This window comes from Streptomyces sp. NA04227 (genome assembly GCF_013364195.1).
Taxonomy (GTDB): domain Bacteria; phylum Actinomycetota; class Actinomycetes; order Streptomycetales; family Streptomycetaceae; genus Streptomyces.
The window spans coordinates 4,488,535-4,502,972 of the sequence record NZ_CP054918.1; the positions used below are offsets into that span (position 1 = coordinate 4,488,535).

Sequence of the window (14,438 nt, forward strand, 5' to 3'; positions counted from 1 at the left end):
GGCGGACCCCCACAAGTCCCGCCGGGCCGGGGCACCCCGGGCCGGTACGCGCACCGCCTCGCTCAGCTCTCGCCTCCCGAGCGGAGCTGGTCCAGGTCGGCCTTGAGGGTGTTGACGGGGATGGCGAAGCCGAGGCCCGCGCTGCCCGAGTCGGAGCTGCCGCTCGCCGAACTCGGCGCGTACATCGCGGAGTTGATGCCGATGATCTCGCCGTCCATGTTGATCAGCGCGCCCCCGGAGTTGCCCGGGTTCAGGGCCGCGTCGGTCTGGATCGCCTTGTACGTGGTGGTGGCGGAGCCGGGGTCGCCGTTGAACTGCCTGCCGTCGAACTCGAAGGGCCAGCCGTCCTCGGGCCCGGGCGCCTGCTCCTCCTGGTCGGCGGCCACGGTCACATCGCGGTTCAGGGCCGAGACGATGCCGCGGGTGACCGTACCGCTGAGGCCCTCGGGCGAGCCGATCGCGACGACGTCCTGGCCGACCCGGAGCCGGGAGGAGTCGCCGAGGGTGGCGGGCTTGAGGTCGGGGGCGCCGCTCGCCTTGATCAGCGCGAGGTCCTTGGCGCTGTCGGTGCCGACGACCTCGGCCCGGTACGACTTGCCGTCGTTGGTGGTCACCTTGATCTGCGAAGCGCCCGCCACGACATGGTTGTTGGTGACGATCTCGCCGTCCTCGGTGACGATCACCCCGGACCCGGTCGACTTGCCGCCCGGCGTCGCCGCCGTCACCTCCACGATGCTCGGACTGACGGCCGCGGCCACTCCCGCCACGGTGCCCTTGCCGCCGGTCGCCACGCTGGTGCCGTTCACGGTCTGCGGCGAGCCCGCCGAGGACGAGACGGAGGCCGACTCGCCGGTCAACTCCTGTACCGCGTAGGCCGTTCCGCCGCCCACCGCGGCGGCCACCAGGGCCACGGCGGCGAGCAGGGCGACGGGGCGCCGGGCGCGCGGGGCCGCCGGACTCGCGGATGCGGCCGCCGGGCCCAGGTGGCCGAAACTCGCTCCCGACCCCGCGTCGGCTCCCGCTCCCGACTCCGCGTCGGATACCGCTCCCGCCTCCGCGCCCCGGGGTGCTCCCCAGGCCTGCGGGGACCACCGCGGGTGGTGGGCCGGGGGTGCGGGATACCCGCCCCAGCCGGTGCCCGGGGCCGGGCCGCGCTGCTGCTCGGAGGGCGACGACCCCACAGGGTCGCCCTGGTCGTGGGCGCCGCTCAGGCGGGAGTTCTCGTTCATGGTGACCACGCTCGTCGCCGGAGATGAGAACTGTCTGAGTACCGCCTGAGAAGCCCGGCAGAAGTGTGTATGCCCCATATAAGGGGCGGCACCTCGCGGGGGAGTGCGCGGAGGGGCGGGGCCTACGGGGGGAGGGGTGCGGGCGGGCGGTTCCCACGAAGGTCCGGAGGTCGGCCCCGGAGGTCGGGCCCGAGGCCGCACAGCGCCCACGGCTCGCTCAACTCCCGGAAGGGCACATGACTTGAGCGCGCCGATAGCGGCGTAAGGCGGGATTTCCGGCCGACTTCTGTGAAGTTCCTGTGCTGGCATGTCCTCGCCACTTAAGCTCACCGCGCCGAAGACGGCTCCGCGCTCCGGAGCCGCGCCGGTCCACCACTTTCACCGCGTCCTCCGCCACCTTCCGCTGGTACTGCGCCCTTCCTCCCCGGTGACCGCCGGGAGCCGGGCGACGGCCGGGAGGCAGGGCGAGGGGACGTCGACCCACTCGGGAGACTGCGTGAAACCTGTTCTGCGTGGTCGTGGCAGACGGGCCCTTACGGGACTGTCCGCCGCCACCGTCGCCTTCGCCCTGGGCTGTGCCGGTGCGCTCGCCGCCGTCCAGCCCGCCGCCGCGGCCGACGGGCCGCACGGCCTGCCGGAGGCGGGGCTCGACCGGCCCGCCCCGCCGCGGCCGTCGAAGGCCACCGAGAAGGAACTGCGCGAGCGGCTGCTCGCCGCGCAGGAGCACAACGCCACCCGGGAGCCGGACGGTTCGGCCCGCAAGAAGCCGGGCGTGAGCCCGTACATCATCGGCGGCAGCGAGACCACCATCGAGCAGGCGCCGTGGATGGTCCAGCTCGGCTACCACGACGAGGCCACCGGCGACTCCTACTTCTGCGGCGGCGCCCTGGTCGCCCCGAACAAGGTGCTCACCGCCGCGCACTGCGTGGCCGGTCTGGACTGGGCGCGCAACGGTGCCGTGCTCGCGGGCGCCACCGACCTGGACGACACCACGAACGGCACCCTCGTCGGCGTCCACGGCCAGTGGAGCCACCCGCGCTACAACCCGCAGACCATCAAGGACGACATCGCCGTCCTGACCCTCTCCACCCCGCTGGACCGCGCCTGGCTGCGCCTGGCCGCCTCCCACGACAGCGGCCTGTACAAGCCCGGCACCACCGGCACCGTCTACGGCTGGGGCCTGACCTCCGGCTCGGGCCAGCTCGCCACCAAGCTGCGCAAGGCCCAGCTGCCGATGGTGGCCGACTCGACCTGCGACTCGGCGCTCGGCGGGATCATCGGCGAGGACGTGTTCGCCGAGGGGTCCATGGTCTGCGCGGGCACCCCGGCCTCCGGCGGCGACGAGGGCACCACCAGCCCCTGCAACGGCGACTCCGGCGGCCCGCTCGTCGTCAACGGCCGGATCGCGGGCGTCGTCTCCTGGGGCGTCGAGGGCTGCACCGCCAAGGGCGCCTACCCGGTGTTCTCCAAGGTCAGCTCGTACACCTGGGCCGCGCAGCCGCGCATCGACGACGCCGACCTGACCTTCGACGGCCGGACCGACCTGCTCGCGCGTACGCCCTCGGGCGGACTGTTCCAGCAGAACAGCACCGGCAACGGCCTGACGCAGCGCGAGTTCCAGAGCCACGGCTGGGAGACGGCCAGTTGGGGTCTCCAGGCCGACCTGGACCGCGACTGGTACCAGGACCTGATCATCCGGGACAGCGTCGACGGACGGCTGTACCGCAGCTACCTGGACCATGGCAGCTGGACCTGGAAGTGGGCCCGGATGACCAGCGTCTGGGGCGGCTACCGGTCGTACGCGATCCCGGGCGACCTGACCGGCGACGCCCGCCCGGACCTGGTGGCCGTGGACGCCAACGGCGACACCTACCTCTACCCCGGCAAGGGCAACGGCGAGTTCAACGCCAAGATCAAGGTGGTCAGCGGCTCCTGGAAGGGCGTCAAGGTCTACGGCCACGGCGACCTGACCGGCGACGGCAAGCCCGACCTGCTCGCCAAGGACAGCGCCAACACGGTCTGGCTGTACCGCGGCACGGGCAACGCCAAGGACCCGTGGTCCGGCCGTATCAAGGCCCGTACCGGCTGGAACTTCTCCGCGATCGTCACCAGCGGCGACCTGACCGGCGACGGCATCGCGGACCTGCTCGCCCGCGACCCCGGCTCCAACGGCACCCTCTGGCTCTACAAGGGCACCAACAAGGCCTCGGCCGACCTCTTCGCGCCGCGGGTGAGCCTGGGTACCGGGTTCAATCAGTACAACCTGTTGTTCTGACCGCACTGTTGGGCGTTGAGCGGCTTGTCCCATGGGTGCTTGTCCCAAGGATGATCGTCCCAAGGGTGTTCGTCCGATGGGCCGCTCATCGGGTGGACGTTCACCCGCTTTGCATTCCGACCGTCAATTCGCTTGTTCTTCAAGCGGGTTGGCGGTCGGGCGCATTTTCGGGCGGTCAGTGGTTTCGGGGCTTTCGACGCGCGTCGAATCGGGGGACTCGTACGACGAACGCCGGTCGCACGAGTCGTACGAGTCTCATGGGTGTGCTCATCCCATGGACGTTCATGGGCTCAACGCCCGAGGAGATCGTCGTTCATGGGATTGGCGCTCATGGGATCGGTGCTCGTGCGATCGACGGTCATCGCACAAAGACTCAAAAGCTTCATCGGACCGACGGTCATGTCATGAACGTCCATGTCATGAACGCCGATCCCATGAACGCCGATCCGATGAACGCCCGGAGGTGAGTCGGCGCGGCTCGGCCGGCCCCGCCTCAGCCCCCGCAGCCGCAGGACCGTCGTACGACCAGCCGGGACGGGAAGAGCTTGAGGCGTTCGCGGCGGGAGCCCGCGACGCGCAGGTTGTCGTCGAGGACGAGGTCGACGGCGGCGCGTGCCATGGCCGGGCGGTCGCTGGCGACGGTGGTCAGCGGCGGGTCGGTGAGGCCCGCCTCCTTGACGTCGTCGAAGCCCGCGACCGCGAGTTCGCCGGGTACGTCGATACGCAGCTCGCGGGCCGCGCGCAGGACGCCGATGGCCTGGTCGTCGGTGGCGCAGACGATCGCGGGCGGGCGGTCCGGTCCGGCCAGGAGGCCCAGCGCGACCTGATAGGCGTCGTAACGGTTGTACGGGGCCTGGAAGAGGCGGCCCTCGGTGGAGCGCCCCGCGTCCCGCATCGCGCGCCGCCAGCCCTCGATGTGGTCGGAGACCGGGTCACCGACGGCGGGGGTCTCCTCGGTGCCGCCGAGACAGGCGACGTAGGGGTGGCCGTGGTCGAGCAGGTGCTGGGTGGCGAGTTGCGCGCCGCCCACGTCGTCGGTGACGACGGCGACGTCCTCGATGGCCTCGGGGCGGCGGTGAAGCAGCACGACCCGGGCGTCCCAGGCGTCTATCTCGACGGCGGCGGTCTCACTGGGGCCCTGGCTGACCAGGATCAGACCGGAGACCCGCATCCCGAGGAAGGCGCGGAGGTAGTGGACCTCGCGCTCGTCGAGGTAGTCGGAGTTGCCGACGAGGACCATCTTTCCCCGCTCGGCGGCGGCCTGTTCGACCGCGTGCGCCATCTCCGCGAAGAACGGCTGGCGCGCGTCCGGGACGATCATGCCTATGAGATCCGTGCGGCGCGAGGCCATGGCCTGCGCAACACGGTCCGGCCGGTACCCCAGCTCCTTGATCGCGGCGAGTACTCGCTCACGTGTTGCCGGGGCGACCGGCCGGGGTCCGTTGTTGATGACGTAGCTCACGACCGCGGTCGAAGTACCCGCCAGTCGCGCCACATCGTCCCGCGTCACCTTGGCCACCCGGAAAGTCTACGCGGACGCCCCTACTTCTTTGCAGGCCGGACCGCTGCTTCCGCTTCCGCGACGACCCGCGCGGCCGCCGCCTCATCCACCTCGCCCCGGTTTGCCCCGGACTTGTCGGCCGAGCCGCCGGACTTCGCCTCACCTGCGGAAGCACCGCGATCGGGCTTCTCGGGGGTGACGAAGCGGTAGCCGACGTTGCGGACGGTGCCGATCAGCGCCTCGTGCTCGGGGCCGAGCTTGGCCCGCAGCCTTCGCACGTGCACATCGACCGTGCGGGTGCCGCCGAAGTAGTCGTACCCCCAGACCTCCTGGAGGAGCTGGGCGCGGGTGAAGACCCGGCCCGGGTGCTGGGCGAGGTACTTCAGGAGCTCGAACTCCTTGAAGGTCAGGTCGAGCACCCGGCCCTTGAGCTTGGCGCTGTAGGTGGCCTCGTCCACGGAGAGGTCGCCGTTGCGGATCTCCATCGGGGAGTCGTCGGTGGCGATCTGCTGGCGGCCCATCGCGAGCCGCAGCCGGGCCTCGACCTCGGCCGGGCCCGCGGTGTCGAGCAGCACGTCGTCGATGCCCCAGTCGGCGGTGACGGCGGCGAGGCCGCCCTCGGTGACGACCAGGACGAGCGGGCAGCCGGGTCCGGTGGAGCGCAGGAGCTGGCACAGGCTGCGTACCTGCGGCAGGTCGCGGCGGCCGTCGATCAGGATGACGTCGGCGCCGGGGGTGTCCACCAGCGCGGGCCCCTCGGCTGGGGCGACCCGGACGTTGTGCAGCAGCAGGCCGAGCGCGGGGAGCACCTCGGTCGAGGGCTGGAGTGCATTGGTCAGGAGCAGGAGAGAGCTCATCGGTCCCCACCCGCCCCGGTGGTCATGTGCACGGTTCGCTCGCCCATCACGTCGGTTCCTCCTCGGTCCCTTCGAAGGCGTTACCTCCGGGCCGCCGGGCCCGGCTGGTGCGGCACTGCTTCCTACGGTGCGGCGCGGTGCTGCCGCTGTGCCTGGCGTCGGCGCCCTTGCCGACCGACGGTCCGTTCCGTCGTCACGCTGCTCTTCACACGAAGGTGTCCGGCTCGTCATACCGCGGATTCCCCGGGGAAACCCCCGCGACGCCGCTCGTATACGAGTCCTTGGCACCGTCTCACCAAGCACAAAAGGACCCGGGGGCTTCGCTGCCCGGATCCTCTGCCCAGCAGAATAGCCCACATGGGTTGCGGTGCGGCAGGTCGAATCGAGGGCTCTTCTGTGCGGCCTGTCACTGCACATGCCCAGCTCGGAGCGCTCCATACCTCGGACGGGGTGGCCCTGGAGGCCGCCCATCACCCCGGTCCCGAGCCCGGCGGCGACCTCGCGGTGGTCCTCGCACACGGCTTCACCGGCGCCCTCGACCGCCCGCATCTGCGCCGCGCCGCCGGGGTCCTCTCCCGCTACGCGCCCGTGATCACGTTCTCTTTTCGCGGCCACGGAGGTTCCGGCGGCCGCTCGACCGTGGGCGACCGCGAGGTGCTCGACCTGGAGGCGGCGATCGCGTGGGCGCGCGAGCTCGGTTACCGGCGCATCGTGTCCATGGGGTTCTCGATGGGCGGGTCCGTGGTGCTGCGGCATGCGGCTCTGGAGCGGGAGCGCCGCGCGGGCGAGTTGAGGGACGAGGGAGAGCAGAGGGATCAGGGAGCTGAAGGAGCTCAGGGAGCTGAGGGAGATCAGGGTCGGGCGGGGCATCGGGGGCACGAGGGGTGCGAGGGGCGTGCGGGGGGCGCGCGAATTGTGGCCGTGGTGTCCGTAAGCGCCCCTGCGCGCTGGTTCTACCGGGGGACGGCGCCGATGCGGCGCCTGCACTGGATGGTGCTGCGCCCGGAGGGCCGGATCGTCGGGCGGCTTGGTTTCGGTACCCGGATCCACTCGCGCCACTGGGACCCCGTCCCGCCGTCCCCCGTCGAATCGGTCCCGCACATCGCGCCGACCCCGCTGCTGCTCGTGCACGGCGACCGCGACCCGTACTTCCCGCTCGACCACCCCCGGATGCTGGCCGCCGCGGCCGGTGCGAACGCCGAGCTGTGGGTGGAGCCCGGCATGGGCCACGCGGAGAACGCGGCGCCCGACGCGACACTGGCGCGGGTCGGGGAGTGGATACTGCGGGCGGCGGCGCGGGACCGGGACGGACCCGAACCCGAACCGAAGTGAACCGAAACTGAACCGATCCAACGCGTAACGCATACCGACGGAAATGAAGGAGGCGCGGCACATGGCGACCGGGACCATCCGCTACTGGGCGGCGGCGAAGGCCGCGGCCGGTGTGGACGAGGAGCCGTACGAGGCGGCCACGCTCGCCGAGGCACTGGCCGCCGCGCGCGAACGGCACCCCGGAGAGTTCGTCCGCGTGCTCCAGCGCTGTTCCTTCCTCGTCGACTCGGCGCCCGTGGGCGGCCGCGAGCATGAGACGGTACCGCTGGCCGAGGGCGGCACGGTCGAAGTGCTCCCGCCGTTCGCAGGAGGATGAGCACGCCATGACCAACCAGCCCTACGAGGGTGCGGGCCCGGTCCCCGGCACCACCCCGTACGACGACCCCGCCTACGGCACCCCACCCCACGCCGCACCGCCCGCGCCCGCCCCCGGCTACGAGGGCGGGGTCCCGCAGGCCCGGTACGAGGGCCAGACGCAGGGGCAGCCGCAAGGCCGGACACAGGGTCAGCCGCAGGGCTACGGCTCCGAGCAGGCTTACGGCTCCCAGCAGGGGTACGGCCCGGAGCAGGGATACGGCCAAGGCGGCGGCTACGGGTGGAACGGACAGGCCCAGTCCGGGTACGAGGGCGCGTCCGGCTATGAGGCCCCGCCCGGCTACGAGGCCCCGCCCGGCTATGAGGACCCCGGCAGCCAGGCGGCGTACGCAAACGCCGCCGGTGACGGGTACGCGACGGACCCCGCCTATCCGGCCGCCGAGTCGTACGGCGCCGCGTCCGCCGACCCGTACGCCCAGGGCGGCACGCAGACCGCCGCGTACGCACAGCCCACGTACGAAACGCCCTACGAAGAGCCCACCGCCCCCACCACTGCCGACCCCAGCCCCGCCCCCGGACCCGACCCCGGACCGGATCCCGAACCCGCCCCCGCCACCCCCCTCACCGCCGCCCAACTCGCCCGTGCCGAGGGCCGTTCGCCGATCATCGAGCCGGGGTTGCAGCCCGCGGGGCTGACCGCGTTGCTCGCGCTGCTGCTGTGCGGGACGGCGGCGGTGCACGAGCTGGCGCTCGTGGTGCCGCTGGTGGTGCTCCAGGCGGTGACGGCGGCGGGCTGGTTCCGGCTCAACGGGATGTGGCCCGCGCGGCAGGGCATCCTGCTCGCCTTCGTCGGCGGGCTCACCGCCGATGTGGCGGTGCTCGCGGGCGGGCGCGGGAACGCGCCGGTGGCGATCCTCGGTTCGGTGGCCCTGTTCACGCTGTTCACGCTGGTACTCCAGCTCCGCAGCGGAGCCGGTGCCGACGAGCGGATGACGGCGCTGATGGCGACGATCACCTCGGCCGCCCTCACCATCGTCGCGGCCGGGCATCTCGCCGCGGAGCCGGAAGCGGTCGCGATCGGCGGGGCCTCGGTGGCGCTGGTGATACTGGTACGCGCGCTGCCGCTGCCGACCGCCGCCTCGGTCCTCCTCGCCCTGATCGCCGCCGGTGTGATGGGCGCGCTGACGGCGGGCGTCGGCTCGCTGGCCGGAGAGACCAGCGCCGTCGACGGCACGGTGACCGGACTGGCGGCGGGCCTGTGCGCGCTCGTCGGCCACCGGGTGGCGAGCTACGACTACCCGTCCCGCTTCGTCCACATGACCGCGGGCGTCGCCCTGCCGCTCGCGGCCGCCGCCCCCGCGGTCTACCTGACGGGTCAGCTCCTGGGCTGAGACGGATCGGTGCCGGAAGGCGATACGGGGCCGGAGGCGAGCCAACTCCCGGGCCGAGAAGGTCATTTGGGTACGCACCGTCCGTGAGCCTTCACGGACCGTACGAGCGCACCCGTCCGCAACCCCCTTCCGTCACAGCTGATCGACAAGATTCGGTCACCCCGGGCCGGGCCCCGACCCCGGGTTAGGCTCGCCCGGGCAATGACCTCTGAGGTGGGGGAAAACGGAACATGCGCGCGCTGCGAATAACGCTGATCGTTCTGACGGTCTTCGCGGGCCTCTTTGTGGCGGCCGACCTGATCGCCGTCAACTACGCCGAGGGCAAGGCGGCCGAGAAGGTGCGCGTGAACGAGGGTCTGGACAAGGACCCGGACGTCTCGATCAAGGGCTTCCCCTTCCTGACGCAGGCGCTGGACGGCACCCTCGACGAGGTCGAGATCGGGATGGACGACTACCGCGCCGAGAACCAGAACCCGGACGGCAAGGGCCCCGACACGATCCTGATCAAGAGCCTCGACGCGACCATGCACGAGGTGAAGTTCTCCGACGACTACAGCTCGGCCACCGCCAAGAGCGCCACCGGCACCGCCACCATCGACTACCCCGAACTCCTCAAGGCCGCCCAGGTCGAGCCCATGGAGCTGGCGCCCGGTGTGACCGCCCATGTGGTGGGCCTGTCCGACGGCGGCGACGGCCGGATCAAGGTCGAGGTGCGCGCCACGGTGTTCGGCCAGCCGCTGCCCGACCCCCTCTATGTGATGAGCACCGCACGCGTCGAGAACGACGTGGTGAAGGTGCACGCCGACGCGCTGCCGAAGATCCCGGTCAAGGTCGCCGAGGGCAAGGTCCGCAGCATCACCGACTTCCAGCAGCCGATCACCGGCCTGCCCACCGGCATCCACCTGGACAAGGTCGAGGCCGCGAAGGACGGCGTCGAGGTGTCCGTGAAGGGGACCGACGTCCGACTGGTGGGCTAGCCCACAACCACTGTGTTCGCCGTTCGCCGTTCGCCGTTCGCCGTTCGCTGTGAGCCGGGCCCGTCTCGTACGGGGCCCGGCTCCCTCGTTTTCACCTGCTCCTGTGCTCCGGTACTCGCCCGTTTCCGCGTACGAAACCTCCAAGCCGTCCGTATCCCGAGACGGTCCCGTCCGCACCTCAGATGTGAAGCGGATTACGGCGGGCGGCGACCCCGTGGAGGCTTGGCCTCCGCGGGTGGTGGTCTCGAAGTGCGGATGATCGCGTCTCAGTATCCGACACGCCGGTGACACGGCCGCCCGTCCATCCCTACGATCGCACTCATGCAGTGCACCCAGAGCCGTTCCCGTCACCGGGGACAGGCGGACCTCACGAAGCGGCGGGCAGTCGACCTGTGTCGCGTCGCCGCCATGCTCTGTCGCACTTTCTGAGCGGACCGCGAGGTCCGCGCCCTCACCGGCCCGCCGCCGTGCTGGCCTTCCCGGTACCCCCGTACCTCCCCTGTACGCACACCGTCGTGCCCCCCGACCGGGCGCCGACGCCCCGTACACCCTTGTAGCGCACGCCCCGCCGCCCACTGCCCCGGAGGAGAAGAAGTATGAGCCGCAGCGACGTCCTGGTAGACGCCGACTGGGTCGAGGCCAACCTCGACGACCCGAAGGTTGTCATCGTCGAGGTGGACGAGGACGCCTCCGCGTACGACACGAACCACATCAAGAACGCCATCAAGATCGACTGGCAGAAGGACCTGCAGGACCCGGTCCGCCGCGACTTCGTGGACCAGGCGGGCTTCGAGAAGCTGCTGTCCGAGCGCGGCATCGCCAACGACGACCTCGTGGTCCTCTACGGCGGCAACAACAACTGGTTCGCCTCGTACGCCTACTGGTACTTCAAGCTGTACGGCCACGACTCCGTCAAGCTCCTCGACGGCGGCCGCAAGAAGTGGGAGCTCGACGCCCGCGAGCTCGTCGCCGAGATCCCGTCCCGCCCGGCCACCGAGTACAAGGCCAAGGCCCAGGACACCTCGATCCGCGCCTTCCGTGACGACGTCGTCGCCGCGATCGGCAAGCAGAACCTGGTCGACGTGCGCTCGCCCGACGAGTTCAGCGGCAAGCTGCTCGCCCCGGCGCACCTCCCGCAGGAGCAGTCGCAGCGCCCCGGCCACGTCACCGGCGCCCGCAACATCCCGTGGTCCAAGAACGCCAACGACGACGGCACCTTCAAGTCCGACGAGGAACTCAAGTCCCTCTACGAGGAGGAGAAGGTCGACCTCGGCACCGACACCATCGCGTACTGCCGCATCGGTGAGCGCTCCGCGCTGACCTGGTTCGTGCTGCACGAGATCCTCGGCGTCCAGAACGTCAAGAACTACGACGGCTCCTGGACCGAGTACGGCTCCCTCGTGGGCGTGCCGATCGAGCTCGGCGCCAACAAGTAATCCGCCGACCCGTACCAACACAGAGAAACGGAAAACCAGACATGTGTGGAGCGAAGGCCGGCGGCCCCGACCCCTCGACGATCAAGCCCGGTGAGACCACCATCCAGGGCCAGGTGACCCGCGACGGCGAGCCCGTCACCGGTTACGTCCGCCTCCTGGACTCGACCGGCGAGTTCACCGCCGAGGTGCCCACCTCGGCGACCGGACAGTTCCGCTTCTACGCGGCCGAGGGCACCTGGACCGTGCGTGCCCTGGTGCCCGGCGGCACCGCGGACCGTACCGTCGTCGCCCAGACCGGCGGCCTCGCCGAGGTCGCGATCGCGGTCTGAGACCGGATCCGGGACCGACACCGGGGCCGCGCGAGCGGCCCCGGCAGTGGCCGGGCCTGAGCCCCGCCGCTCACCATCTGGCCGCCCCACGGCGGTCGGGAGCGTGCCCCTCCCCGGAGCACGTTCCGCAGCACGGTCGCAGGGCCGCACCCCAGGGTTGGACGCCTGGCGGGGGTGCGGCCCTGCGGCATGTCCGCGGGCCGGGCCGTAGGACGTGTCAGCCGTAAGAGGTGTGAGCCGTAAGGTGTGTCGGCCGTGAGACATGTCAGTGGAACATGCCAATCGAGAGCGGGCCGGACATGTCCGCGCACCGGTCGCGACGCGGCCGCCGGTCCGCCCTACCCTGGAGACATGTACGCGCGCAGGCGGCATGTGTACTTCACGATGATGGGGATCTGTCTGACCCTCTTCGTCCTGGCCTGGGCCCTTGTGTCCAGGTGGTCGACCACGGCCGCCGTCGCCATGTGCGCGGTGGCCATGGTCATCCCGCCGGTGGCCGCGATCGTCGCCAACCGCAAGGGACCCGAGGACCGCTGGTGGGACGAGGAGCCCGGGCAGCCACGCGGCACCGGCCGCTCCGGCGACACCGCGAAACGCCCCCCGGACTCACCCGACAAACTCCGCCCCGGCCCCCACCGCGACCCCGAGTCCGAGGCCTGGTGGGAGGAGCTGGACGGCAAGAAGCGCCGCCGCTGAGTCCGTGAGCAGCCGGTGAGCGGCCCGCGAGCCCGGGGCCGCCCCTGTCGCCGTTGCGTCCGTCGTGCCGCCCGTCGCTGCCGTCCGCCGTCGCCTCCCGTCAGTAGACGAGCGCCTGGGTTCCCTCGCCGAGCGCCTCCTGTACGAAAACCTGTGCACCCGCAATCCGTACACCCTTGAGTACGTCGTCCTCGGTGATGTCCCGACGGGCCGCGCACTGGGTGCACAGCGTGACCTTGCCGCCCGCGAGGAGGGAGTCGAGCAGGTCGGGGAGGGGTGCCGCGTGCGGGAGTTCGAACTCGGCGGCCCGGCCGGGCAGCGCGAACCACGCCGACTCGCCCGTCAGCCACAGCGAGACGTCGACCCCGCTGGCCACGGCCACCGAGGCCACCGTGAAGGCCTGCGAGCAGCGTTCGGGGGCATCGGCCCCCGCGGTCACCTTGATTACCAGCTTCTTCGCCATGACTCCGCATCGTAGCGACGCCCGTACGGCGGTACCTCGGGAGGAAGGCCGGGGCCCGGCGGATTAAACTGTCCGCGGATGCAAACGTTCGCCGTGCGACCCCCAGACACTTACGGAGCACCCTGTGCTTGAGGCCTTCTTCTCCGCCCTGCTGATCCTGGTCTGCCTCGCCGTTCTCGGCTTCGCGGGCCTGACGGTCAAGAAGCTGTACCAGGGCCAGCGCTGACCGGGCACCCGTAAGATCGGGGTCGAGCCCACAACCGACCCAGGGAACGACTGCACCTGATGATCGAGATCCCGTCCGACCTGAACAAGAACCTGGTCCCCCTCGCCTTTCTGCTCGGCGACTGGGCGGGCGCGGGCGTCTTCGACTTCCCCGGCGCCGAGAAGTGCAACTTCGGCCAGGAAGTCAGCTTCCACCACGACGGCCGGGACTTCCTGGAGTACCGCTCGCACACCTGGGTCCTGGACTCCGAGGGCAAGAAGGTCGCCCCGCTGGAGTCGGAGTCCGGCTACTGGCGCATCGACGACAACCGCAAGGTCGAGGTCGTCATGGTCCGCGACCAGGGCATCGTCGAGGTCTGGTACGGCGAACTGGCCGACAAGAAGCCCCAGATCGACCTCGCCACCGACGCCGTGGCCCGCACCTCCGCCTCCGGCCCCTACAGCGGCGGCAAGCGCCTGTACGGCTACGTCAACGGCGACCTGATGTGGGTCGGCGAGAAGCAGACCCCCGACGTCACGCTCCGCCCCTACATGTCCGCCCAGCTCAAGAAGGTCGTCACGCCCGAGGACGTGGCGGCGTGGGCGAAGGACCTGGGGGACCTGCCGGACGACGGGATCGCGTTCTTCAAGTAGTACGGGTACAGACCCCCGGCCGCGTTGTGTGCGGCCGGGGGTTCGGCGTGCCTCAGGCGGCATGCGGACGGACAGAGGCGGACCTGAGGCGTTCCCCCGCGCTGCGGCGCACGACCTCAATGTCTCGGCAGAGACTCGATGTCCTGCGCCCGCGCGTCCCATTCCAGGCCGCCGCCCGGTGGCCGGAGCTGGAAGAGGCCGCCTTCTCGGCCCATGACCACGCCGACACGGTCACGGTTGGTGTCGCGAACGGTCTCGCCGACGACGGGAACGTCACTCATGAGCTCGGCCCTGCCCCGCACGGGCGCCCGGAGCTGTTCCCCCGCCCTCATCGGCCTCCTCGTCTCCATCAAAGTCATCGACGTCATCGAAGTCATCGGCGGTGGGGACGCCGAGCCGCGTGCCCCGACTGTGCGCGATGCGCAGGGAGTTGCGCAGGGACTCGGCGAGACCGTTCATCAGCCAGGGGAGATCCTCCGTAGGCAACTCGCCATTACGGCACAGTAGTTCGCGCAGGTAGGCCAAGTACTCGGCCCCGGCGTCCAGTTGTTCGGCCTCCATCTTGTCGGCAAGACGGGACACCACGCCGTTGCCGCCCTCGTCGGGGATCAGGTAGCTGGGGCGACCCAGGGAATCGGACCAGGGCAGCAGTCGTACGGGGCGGGCGTGGCTGATCATGACGGCGCCTCCTCGCGATGCTCGAAGAACCAGCCGTTGCCGTGGTTCACGTCGTCAACCTCCCGGGAGCCGATGCTCACCCCCGGACATGCAGCGAGTCG

The 14,438-nt window shown here is 70.9% G+C and carries 16 protein-coding genes; 10 read left to right on the forward strand and 6 right to left on the reverse strand.

What is annotated here, in order from left to right; translation table 11 throughout:
* Nucleotides 1-62: 62 nt before the first annotated feature.
* Nucleotides 63-1,229, reverse strand: a complete 1,167-nt coding sequence (locus tag HUT18_RS19095) for a S1C family serine protease (protein ID WP_176101829.1) — start codon at nucleotides 1,227-1,229, stop codon at nucleotides 63-65.
* 496 nt (nucleotides 1,230-1,725) lie between these two features.
* Here HUT18_RS19095 and HUT18_RS19100 point away from each other — a divergent pair, with 496 nt between their 5' ends.
* Nucleotides 1,726-3,504, forward strand: coding sequence for a trypsin-like serine protease (locus tag HUT18_RS19100; protein WP_176101830.1), 1,779 nt, complete (start codon nucleotides 1,726-1,728; stop codon nucleotides 3,502-3,504).
* 493 nt (nucleotides 3,505-3,997) lie between these two features.
* On the opposite strand, the gene HUT18_RS19105 is transcribed toward HUT18_RS19100, so the two are convergent.
* Both HUT18_RS19105 and HUT18_RS19110 read right to left on the reverse strand, forming a co-directional pair.
* Nucleotides 3,998-5,023 carry a LacI family DNA-binding transcriptional regulator gene (locus HUT18_RS19105; protein ID WP_176101831.1) on the reverse strand — a complete coding sequence of 342 codons (1,026 nt, stop codon included), beginning with the start codon at nucleotides 5,021-5,023 and terminating at the stop codon, nucleotides 3,998-4,000.
* Between the two features lie 23 nt (nucleotides 5,024-5,046).
* A complete protein-coding gene (locus HUT18_RS19110; RefSeq protein WP_176101832.1) occupies nucleotides 5,047-5,862 on the reverse strand; it encodes a response regulator transcription factor in 816 nt (271 codons plus the stop codon).
* A 357-nt stretch (nucleotides 5,863-6,219) separates the two neighbouring features.
* Between HUT18_RS19110 and HUT18_RS19115 the strand changes: the two genes are divergently transcribed.
* The 8 genes from HUT18_RS19115 to HUT18_RS19145 all read left to right on the forward strand — a co-directional run bounded on the left by HUT18_RS19115 (nucleotide 6,220) and on the right by HUT18_RS19145 (nucleotide 12,338).
* Nucleotides 6,220-7,194: a S9 family peptidase gene (locus tag HUT18_RS19115; RefSeq protein WP_254878697.1), complete on the forward strand. Its 975-nt coding sequence runs from the start codon at nucleotides 6,220-6,222 to the stop codon at nucleotides 7,192-7,194.
* 61 nt (nucleotides 7,195-7,255) lie between these two features.
* A complete protein-coding gene (locus HUT18_RS19120) occupies nucleotides 7,256-7,510 on the forward strand; it encodes a MoaD/ThiS family protein (protein ID WP_176101833.1) in 255 nt (84 codons plus the stop codon).
* Nucleotides 7,511-7,517: 7 nt separating this feature from the next.
* Nucleotides 7,518-8,900, forward strand: a complete 1,383-nt coding sequence (locus HUT18_RS19125; RefSeq protein ID WP_254878698.1) for a hypothetical protein — start codon at nucleotides 7,518-7,520, stop codon at nucleotides 8,898-8,900.
* A gap of 230 nt (nucleotides 8,901-9,130) precedes the next feature.
* A complete protein-coding gene (locus tag HUT18_RS19130) occupies nucleotides 9,131-9,877 on the forward strand; it encodes a DUF2993 domain-containing protein (protein WP_176101835.1) in 747 nt (248 codons plus the stop codon).
* Nucleotides 9,878-10,198: 321 nt separating this feature from the next.
* The gene (locus HUT18_RS34345) at nucleotides 10,199-10,306 is read left to right on the forward strand and encodes a putative leader peptide (RefSeq protein ID WP_368661542.1); all 108 of its coding nucleotides are present in this window, start codon (nucleotides 10,199-10,201) and stop codon (nucleotides 10,304-10,306) included.
* 167 nt (nucleotides 10,307-10,473) lie between these two features.
* Nucleotides 10,474-11,313 (forward strand): sulfurtransferase, encoded by an 840-nt coding sequence (locus HUT18_RS19135; protein ID WP_176101836.1) that lies wholly within the window; start codon nucleotides 10,474-10,476, stop codon nucleotides 11,311-11,313.
* A 41-nt stretch (nucleotides 11,314-11,354) separates the two neighbouring features.
* Nucleotides 11,355-11,642 (forward strand): DUF1416 domain-containing protein, encoded by a 288-nt coding sequence (locus HUT18_RS19140; protein WP_176101837.1) that lies wholly within the window; start codon nucleotides 11,355-11,357, stop codon nucleotides 11,640-11,642.
* 351 nt (nucleotides 11,643-11,993) lie between these two features.
* Nucleotides 11,994-12,338 carry a DUF3099 domain-containing protein gene (locus HUT18_RS19145; protein ID WP_176101838.1) on the forward strand — a complete coding sequence of 115 codons (345 nt, stop codon included), beginning with the start codon at nucleotides 11,994-11,996 and terminating at the stop codon, nucleotides 12,336-12,338.
* A gap of 100 nt (nucleotides 12,339-12,438) precedes the next feature.
* Here HUT18_RS19145 and HUT18_RS19150 read toward each other — a convergent pair whose 3' ends face one another.
* A complete protein-coding gene (locus HUT18_RS19150; protein ID WP_176101839.1) occupies nucleotides 12,439-12,801 on the reverse strand; it encodes a DsrE family protein in 363 nt (120 codons plus the stop codon).
* 285 nt (nucleotides 12,802-13,086) lie between these two features.
* On the opposite strand from HUT18_RS19150, the gene HUT18_RS19155 reads away from it, so the two are divergent.
* Entirely contained in the window at nucleotides 13,087-13,659 is a 573-nt protein-coding gene (locus HUT18_RS19155) for an FABP family protein (RefSeq protein WP_176101840.1), read from the forward strand.
* A 116-nt stretch (nucleotides 13,660-13,775) separates the two neighbouring features.
* On the opposite strand, the gene HUT18_RS19160 is transcribed toward HUT18_RS19155, so the two are convergent.
* Together HUT18_RS19160 and HUT18_RS19165 are read right to left on the reverse strand one after the other, a co-directional pair.
* Nucleotides 13,776-13,940: a hypothetical protein gene (locus HUT18_RS19160; RefSeq protein ID WP_176101841.1), complete on the reverse strand. Its 165-nt coding sequence runs from the start codon at nucleotides 13,938-13,940 to the stop codon at nucleotides 13,776-13,778.
* On the reverse strand, nucleotides 13,933-14,337 hold the full coding sequence (locus HUT18_RS19165) for a hypothetical protein (protein WP_176101842.1): 405 nt from the start codon (nucleotides 14,335-14,337) through the stop codon (nucleotides 13,933-13,935). Before HUT18_RS19165 ends, HUT18_RS19160 begins: the two co-directional genes overlap by 8 nt.
* Between the last annotated feature and the right edge of the window lie 101 nt (nucleotides 14,338-14,438).

Coding starts and splice junctions, on each gene's coding strand:
- HUT18_RS19095 (WP_176101829.1), bottom strand. CDS start 1,229: ATGAACGAGAACTCCCGCCTGAGCGGCGCCCACGACCAGGGCGACCCT.
- HUT18_RS19110 (WP_176101832.1), bottom strand. CDS start 5,862: ATGAGCTCTCTCCTGCTCCTGACCAATGCACTCCAGCCCTCGACCGAG.
- HUT18_RS19115 (WP_254878697.1), top strand. CDS start 6,220: ATGGGTTGCGGTGCGGCAGGTCGAATCGAGGGCTCTTCTGTGCGGCCT.
- HUT18_RS19120 (WP_176101833.1), top strand. CDS start 7,256: ATGGCGACCGGGACCATCCGCTACTGGGCGGCGGCGAAGGCCGCGGCC.
- HUT18_RS19125 (WP_254878698.1), top strand. CDS start 7,518: ATGACCAACCAGCCCTACGAGGGTGCGGGCCCGGTCCCCGGCACCACC.
- HUT18_RS19130 (WP_176101835.1), top strand. CDS start 9,131: ATGCGCGCGCTGCGAATAACGCTGATCGTTCTGACGGTCTTCGCGGGC.
- HUT18_RS34345 (WP_368661542.1), top strand. CDS start 10,199: ATGCAGTGCACCCAGAGCCGTTCCCGTCACCGGGGACAGGCGGACCTC.
- HUT18_RS19135 (WP_176101836.1), top strand. CDS start 10,474: ATGAGCCGCAGCGACGTCCTGGTAGACGCCGACTGGGTCGAGGCCAAC.
- HUT18_RS19140 (WP_176101837.1), top strand. CDS start 11,355: ATGTGTGGAGCGAAGGCCGGCGGCCCCGACCCCTCGACGATCAAGCCC.
- HUT18_RS19145 (WP_176101838.1), top strand. CDS start 11,994: ATGTACGCGCGCAGGCGGCATGTGTACTTCACGATGATGGGGATCTGT.
- HUT18_RS19150 (WP_176101839.1), bottom strand. CDS start 12,801: ATGGCGAAGAAGCTGGTAATCAAGGTGACCGCGGGGGCCGATGCCCCC.
- HUT18_RS19155 (WP_176101840.1), top strand. CDS start 13,087: ATGATCGAGATCCCGTCCGACCTGAACAAGAACCTGGTCCCCCTCGCC.
- HUT18_RS19160 (WP_176101841.1), bottom strand. CDS start 13,940: ATGAGTGACGTTCCCGTCGTCGGCGAGACCGTTCGCGACACCAACCGT.
- HUT18_RS19165 (WP_176101842.1), bottom strand. CDS start 14,337: ATGATCAGCCACGCCCGCCCCGTACGACTGCTGCCCTGGTCCGATTCC.